General features: G+C 67.1%; 5 protein-coding genes and 1 pseudogene. 3 read left to right on the top strand and 3 right to left on the bottom strand.

Annotated elements, in window-relative coordinates; all coding sequences use genetic code 11:
- On the bottom strand, window positions 1-146 hold a 146-nt coding region (locus ACFMO5_RS03700; protein WP_376791414.1), incomplete at its 3' end, for an L-threonylcarbamoyladenylate synthase.
- Window positions 147-394: 248 nt separating this feature from the next.
- On the opposite strand from ACFMO5_RS03700, the gene ACFMO5_RS03695 reads away from it, so the two are divergent.
- The 3 genes from ACFMO5_RS03695 to merA all read left to right on the top strand — a co-directional run bounded on the left by ACFMO5_RS03695 (window position 395) and on the right by merA (window position 4,857).
- Window positions 395-1,498, top strand: a complete 1,104-nt coding sequence (locus ACFMO5_RS03695) for a DUF711 family protein (protein ID WP_376791413.1) — start codon at window positions 395-397, stop codon at window positions 1,496-1,498.
- Between the two features lie 15 nt (window positions 1,499-1,513).
- The gene (locus tag ACFMO5_RS03690; RefSeq protein WP_376791412.1) at window positions 1,514-2,998 is read left to right on the top strand and encodes a DUF512 domain-containing protein; all 1,485 of its coding nucleotides are present in this window, start codon (window positions 1,514-1,516) and stop codon (window positions 2,996-2,998) included.
- Between the two features lie 206 nt (window positions 2,999-3,204).
- Window positions 3,205-4,857 (top strand): mercury(II) reductase, encoded by a 1,653-nt coding sequence (gene merA / locus ACFMO5_RS03685; RefSeq protein ID WP_376791411.1) that lies wholly within the window; start codon window positions 3,205-3,207, stop codon window positions 4,855-4,857.
- A gap of 41 nt (window positions 4,858-4,898) precedes the next feature.
- Here merA and ACFMO5_RS03680 read toward each other — a convergent pair whose 3' ends face one another.
- Both ACFMO5_RS03680 and ACFMO5_RS03675 read right to left on the bottom strand, forming a co-directional pair.
- Window positions 4,899-5,711: a hypothetical protein gene (locus ACFMO5_RS03680; RefSeq protein WP_376791410.1), complete on the bottom strand. Its 813-nt coding sequence runs from the start codon at window positions 5,709-5,711 to the stop codon at window positions 4,899-4,901.
- A 195-nt stretch (window positions 5,712-5,906) separates the two neighbouring features.
- Window positions 5,907-6,403: pseudogene (locus ACFMO5_RS03675) on the bottom strand (peptidase M3); the annotation flags it as partial.

Here is a 6,403-nt window from a genome sequence, read left to right as displayed (position 1 = left end):
GCCAACGGGTTCAGGCCATCCGCACCCAGCCCGTAAACGGTTTCGGTCGGGAAAGCCACCAGCCCGCCCGCCCGTAGGATCCCGGCCGCCCGGGCGATGACCTCGGGATCCGGATGTTGAGGGTCCACCGTCACGACCTCGGTCATTTTTCCCTCGCTTAAGCCCATCTGCTGGGGATCGAAGGCCCCCGGCCCAGCCCCCGAAAAGCCCAAATTTAAAAATGGACGTCGAAGGCTGGAAGAGCTTGAAATCCCATTGCACCCAGCGCGGCTGAGCTCAGCGATCGCCGCCTATAGGGATTTTGAGAGAAACCCAGAGGGAGGGCAAAATGAAGGGGCAACCTGCTGGAGGACAAGGCGTCCTGCTCAATCATGCCTTCAAAAGTGAGGTTGGGATGCGCATCCGTGCCATCACTGTATTCATCCCTTCGGATCCGCGTTCCGTTTCCCGGGCGGGGGATCTTGCCCGGGCGGCCCGCGAGGCCCTCGATTCGGCTGGATATGAGGTTCAAACGCTACGTCTGGCGCTGCCGCCGCCGGAGCCTTCCGTCCGTCCCGAGGATTTCCTCGGCTACGCTCGGGAGTGGGAGGCGATGGCCCGGGAGGCTGGGTTCGATTACCTCAGCTTGGGCCCCCTGGGGTCGCTGGCGCCGTCCATCCCCCGCCTCTTCGCCGAGACCGAGCGGACCTTCGCAGCGCTGATTCTGGCGGAGCGGGAGGCGGTGACCACAGCGGCGCGGATCGTCCGGGAGAACGCCGAGGTGGCCCCAGATGGGTTCGCCAACCTGCGGTTCGCGGCCTTGGCGGGCGTCCCCCCGCTCTGCCCCTTCTTCCCGGCGGCCTATCACGATGGCGGGCCGATGGCCTTGGGGGTGGCCACCGAGGCGGCGGATTTGGCCGTGGAGGCCGCCCGGGCGGCTCAGGATCCAGTGGCGGCGCTGGCCATGCTCCAGGCCCAGGTGGAAGCGGCCGGCCGGCGCCTTGCCGACCTCCTTCGTCCGACCGTGGCGGCCTTCGCCGCCCGCTTCGCAGGGATCGACTTCTCCCTGGCTCCCTTTCCAGACCCCGAGCGCAGCATCGGGACCGCCATCGAGCTTCTGAGCGGCGTCCCGTTCGGTGAGGCTGGGACCCTCGCGGCGGTGGCCGGGCTGGCCACGGCGGTGCAGGGGGCGGATTTCCCTCGAACCGGCTTTTGTGGGATCATGCTTCCGGTCCTGGAGGATGCGGTCCTGGCCCAGCGGGCGGCGGAACGGCGCCTCCGGTTGAGCGACCTGCTGCTGTGCTCGGCCGTCTGTGGGACCGGGTTGGACACCGTCCCGCTGCCCGGCTCGGTCTCTGCAGCGGCCCTGGCGCGGGTGCTGGAAGATGTGCGGGCCCTGAGCGCCCGCCTGGGGAAGCCCCTCACCGCGCGCCTCATGCCGATCCCGGGCCGCGAGGCGGGGGATCCCATCCGCTTCGATTTCGCTTACTTCGCGCCCTCTGCGGTGATGGCTATTTAAAGACAGGGAGACTCGATGCCTTCCGCGTTGTTCGTCCCGCCCGAATTCTGCGTCCCGGACCGGCCGCGCCCCCAAGAGCCGGCCGGGTTGATCCTTCATGTGGACCCCCATAGCTGGGGGGCTCGTGTGGGGGTCCGGCCTGGAGATGTGTTGTTGCGCGTCAACGGACATCCCGTGGAGGACGTGATCGATGTCCATTTCTATGCCGCAGAGGATCACGTAACCATCGAGGTCCTCCGTGATGGGGCGCGGCGGGCCCTCAGCGGCCCCCGGGCCGAAGGGGAGCCCCTGGGGCTGATCTTCGCCCATCCCACGTTCGACGTCGACATCCGCCGTTGCAACAACCTGTGCACCTTTTGTTTCGTGCTTCAGACCCCGAAGGGGATGCGCCGCACCCTTTACATCAAGGACGACGATTACCGCTATTCCTTCCTGTACGGGCACTTCATCACCCTGACCAATCTCACCGAACGCGACTGGCGGCGCATCGTGGAGCAGCGCCTCTCCCCGCTCTACATCTCCGTCCACGCCACTGACCCGGAGGTCCGCCGGCGGGTGTTGCGCAACCCGCGCGCCCCCGACATCATGGCCCAGCTGCGCTGGCTGGCGGATCACGGGATCGAGATGCACACCCAAATCGTGGTCACCCCGGGCCTGAACGATGGGGAACACCTCGAGCGCAGCGTCTTCGATCTGGCGGCTTTGTGGCCCCATGTGCGCTCCGTCAGCGTGGTGCCGGTGGGTGTCACCCGCTTCCAGCGCTACGGTGTGCGCCCGAACACCGTGGAGGAAGCCCGGCGGGTGCTGCGGGCGATCCACGCATGGCAGCGGGCCTTCCGGCGCCACCTGGGGGTCCGCTTCGTCCACGCCACCGATGAATGGTATCTCCTCACCGGGCGCCCGGTTCCCTCGAAGGCTGCTTACGATGGGCTGCGGCTGCAGGAGAACGGATTGGGGATGGTGCGGGACTTCCTGGAGGATTACCGGCGGGTGAAGCGCGCCCTACAGCGGCGGGGGAGGACGCTCGCGGGGTGTCGAGCGACCCTCGTCACCGGCACCCTCTTCGCCCCGGTCCTGGCTCGGACGGCGGCGGATTTCAGCGGGCGTACTGGGGCAGTCCTGGAGGTGGTCCCAATCGTGAACCACCGGTTGGGGGAGACGATCACGGTGGCCGGGCTGCTGATGGCGGAAGATGTCATCGCCCAACTGGCGGCCCGTCCGTTGGGGGATCTGGTGGTATTGCCCCGGATCATGTTCGATCATCCCGAGGGGATCTCGTTGGATGACCGCACCCCACTGGACATCGCCCGCGCCCTGGGCCGTCCCGTGGCCCTCGCGGACGCCATGGGGGATGTGCTCGACGCCCTCGAGGGACGCGCCCGCCTGGTCTTCTATCCGGATCAAGAGGCCATCCCCGTCGAAGTGATGAAGGCTGGTGGGTGGTCTCTGGAGAAGACGCTGACGCCGACCTCCGCCCCTGGTTCCATAAAGGCCCCCTAAGAGAGCCGCTGGCTTTGCCCACCCGGCTGGTTGGCTGCTGGCGTCGACCATGGGGCAGCCCACACCGTCTTCCTGATTGTTGACAGCCCTGCATTTTTTGTTTACGATTAAGCCAAGATCCCCATCCCCGGGATAGGGATACAAAGGATGAACAAAATCTCTATCCCCCGAACCTTCCTGGGGTGAGCTTAGTGAGGAGATCGCGCATGCCAATCCGTCTGGAACTCGCAGTGCAGGGGATGACCTGCGATGACTGCGCCCGGCACGTAGCGCGGGCGCTGCATTCGGTGCCCGGTGTGCTCTCAGCCCACGTGCCCCACTGGTCCGCCGGGAAGGCGGAGGTCGTGGCGGCGGGCGAGATCCCCAGCGAGGCGCTGGAGGAGGCCGTGGCGCGCGCTGGCTATCGCGCCCGGGTGATCCGGAGCGAGCCGGTGGAAACCAGCCGGGGCCCTGAGGGGGATCGCCGCTTCGACCTGATGGTGATCGGCGGGGGCTCGGCGGCCTTCGCCGCTGCGATCCGCGCCGCCGAGCTGGGTGCTCGGGTGGCGATGGTGGAGGCAGGGACCTTAGGTGGGACCTGTGTGAACGTGGGGTGTGTCCCTTCTAAGATGCTGATCCGGGCGCTGGCGGTTTACCACCGGGCAGGGGCCCACGGCTTTCAGGGGGTCACCACCGCGCGAGGAGCCTTGAATTGGGCGGCCCTGATCGCCCAAAAGGAGGCCCTCGTCACCGCGATGCGCCGGGAGAAATATGAGGAGGTGCTGGCCGCCTATCCCCAGATCACGCTCCTCCGGGGCCGGGCCCGCCTCATCGAGGGCGGGGCGGTGGCGGTCAATGGGGAGACTTTCGCCCCGGCCCGGGTGATCCTGGCCACTGGCGCCCGGCCGTGGGCGCCCCCCATCCCCGGCCTGGCGGAGGCCGGATACCTCACCAGCACGGAGGCCCTCTCCCTCCGGGAGCTGCCCCGCTCCCTGATCGTGATCGGCGCCAGCGCGGTGGGTCTGGAGCTCGCGCAGGTCTTCGCCCGGGCCGGCGTGACGGTCACTGTACTGGAAGCCCTCCCCCGCATCGTTCCCTTCGAAGAGCCGGAGATCAGCGCGGCACTGCAGGGTTACCTGGAGCAGGAAGGTATGGTCTTCCACACCGGCGTGCGGATCCTCCGGGTGGAGCGATCCGAGGGCCGCGCGCTTGTCCATTTCGAAAAGGACGGGCGGGCGGATGCGGTTTCCGCGGAGCGGGTCCTGGTGGCCACGGGGCGTCAGGCGAACACCGAGGGGCTGGGCTTGGAGGCGGTCGGGATCGCTCCGGGCCCCAAAGGGGAGATCCCTGTCACGCCCTACATGCAGACGGCCCATCCGACCATCTACGCGGCGGGGGACTGCACCAACCTGCCGATGTTCGTTTACGTGGCGGCGGCCAGCGGCATGGTGGCCGCGGAGAACGCGCTCTTGGGGAACCACAAAACACTGGATCTATCTGCGCTCCCACGGGTGACCTTCACGGATCCCGAGGTGGCCGCGGCAGGGCTCACCGAGGCCCAGGCGCGAGAGCAGGGCTACGCCTCGAAGGTCTCCCTCCTCCCGCTGGATCTCGTCCCCCGGGCCCGGGTGGCCTTCGACACGCGGGGCCTGATCAAGCTGGTCGCCGACGCGGAGACCGACCGCCTGCTGGGCGTCCACGTCCTGGCGCCGGAGGCGGGCGAGGTCATTCAGGCCGGTGTGCTGGCACTCAAAGGGGGATACACGACCCGCGATCTGGGGAACACGCTCTTCCCGTATCTCACCTGGGTGGAAGGCCTGAAGCTGGCCGCCCAGGGCTTCGTAAGGGACGTGGCCCGGCTGAGCTGCTGCGCGGGGTAAAGGGACCGGAAGGTGGGGCCTTCCACCTTTCCTTGTTTCCTTCATCGCACCTCGAAACGCATGCGGACCTGGAGGCGATCTTCGATATAGATGCGGATCTCCCACTGGCCGGGCGGGAAGCCTTCCGGCCGGGTATTGTAAATGTAGCCGGGAAGCCCCGGCGCCCCATCCCACAGGAGGGTGCTGCTGTCCTCCAGTTTCCCATCCCGATACCAGGCGACGGTCCAGGCCGCCCCGCGGGGCATGTTCTCCACTCGGAACCGTCCGCAAATGCGGGTCGTCCCGGTCGGGAACGTGGTGGGCGGCGGCGTGGCGATGCGAATCGGACGACCCCGCGCATCACAGGCATCGGTCAACACCAGATCGAAGAACCGGGCATCGGGCGGTGCGGGAACCGCGCCGGGCAGGGGCGTGAGCAGGGTAGGCGGATAGGGGAGCGCTGTTGGCGAGGGGGACGGCAACGGTGAAGGCGTCGGGGAGGCGGTCGGAAGCGGCGTTGGCGAAGGGGTTGGTGAGATCTCTATAAGAGGCGTAACCGTTGGAGAGGGTGCCGGCGAAGGGGTGGAAGTAGAAGTAGGGGAAGGGAAGAACCATTCGGTCCATCCGGGCGGGGGGATCTCGAAGGGCAAGTGGAATCCCGAGCGGGTGAGGCCGTTCATGGCGCCGAGGCTGGCGGCCAGCGCGATCGCGGTCCAGAGCCAGCGGTTGGCGCGCCGGCTGGCGGCGCGGCGTAGGATCAAATAGCGGGCCACGCGGGCTTCCCGCCAGGCGAGGAAAGCGAACGTCAACGCCAGGAGGACCCCGGCCAGGCCGATGCCGGTTGCGACTTGAAGCCATGAAATCCCGGAAGCCATGGCACCTCTCTGGAACCCAGTCCGAGCGATCTGTCCTCCGTTCGGTTCAAGGCGCTTTTAGCGCCCGCCTCTACCAATCCCCAAAGGGTTTTCTCTCCTTCTCTCCACAGCCCGAAGGGCTGGAGGGAGGAGAGAGGGTGGAGGGGTCATCGGCTCCTCCATTGAATATCTCCAAAACCCAGACGGACAACGCCCTCACGCCTGGAGATCTCGGGCGAAGGGCTCCGGCGAAAGGGGATACCCGGTGGCGAAGACCATGAGCGTGTTCCAATCCACGGATCGTCCAGGCCGGAAGTAACGCTGGATTAAGAAAGCACCGGTCTCCGGGGAGGCAAGCCAAGTTTCGTCCTCGCCGATGCGCGCCCGGAGCGTCATCAGAAGCTGAGAGGCGGCCAGTTCCCCCAACAGGTAGTTATGGTAATAAACGGGCGCCACGCTGAAGTGGATCTTTGCCGCCCAGTCCGGCGCATCTCGTCCCTCCGGGCGGGGGACCATCTGGAATTCCTCCACCAGATCCCACCACAGCCGGTTGAGGTCCTGGCGGGGGTTGCGATAGAGGGCCCGCTCGAAGTGGGCCATCACCAGCACCCAACGGGTGAAGATCAACAGCTTGGCCCGATTGCGCCGGAGGGCCTGAGGGAGTACCCCTTGAATGGTTCCCTCATCCAGGCCCAGGTAGCGCTTCAGCCAGG

This window comes from Thermoflexus sp. (assembly GCF_042408365.1).
Taxonomy (GTDB): domain Bacteria; phylum Chloroflexota; class Anaerolineae; order Thermoflexales; family Thermoflexaceae; genus Thermoflexus.
This window is presented reverse-complemented; position numbering and strand designations above follow the sequence as displayed.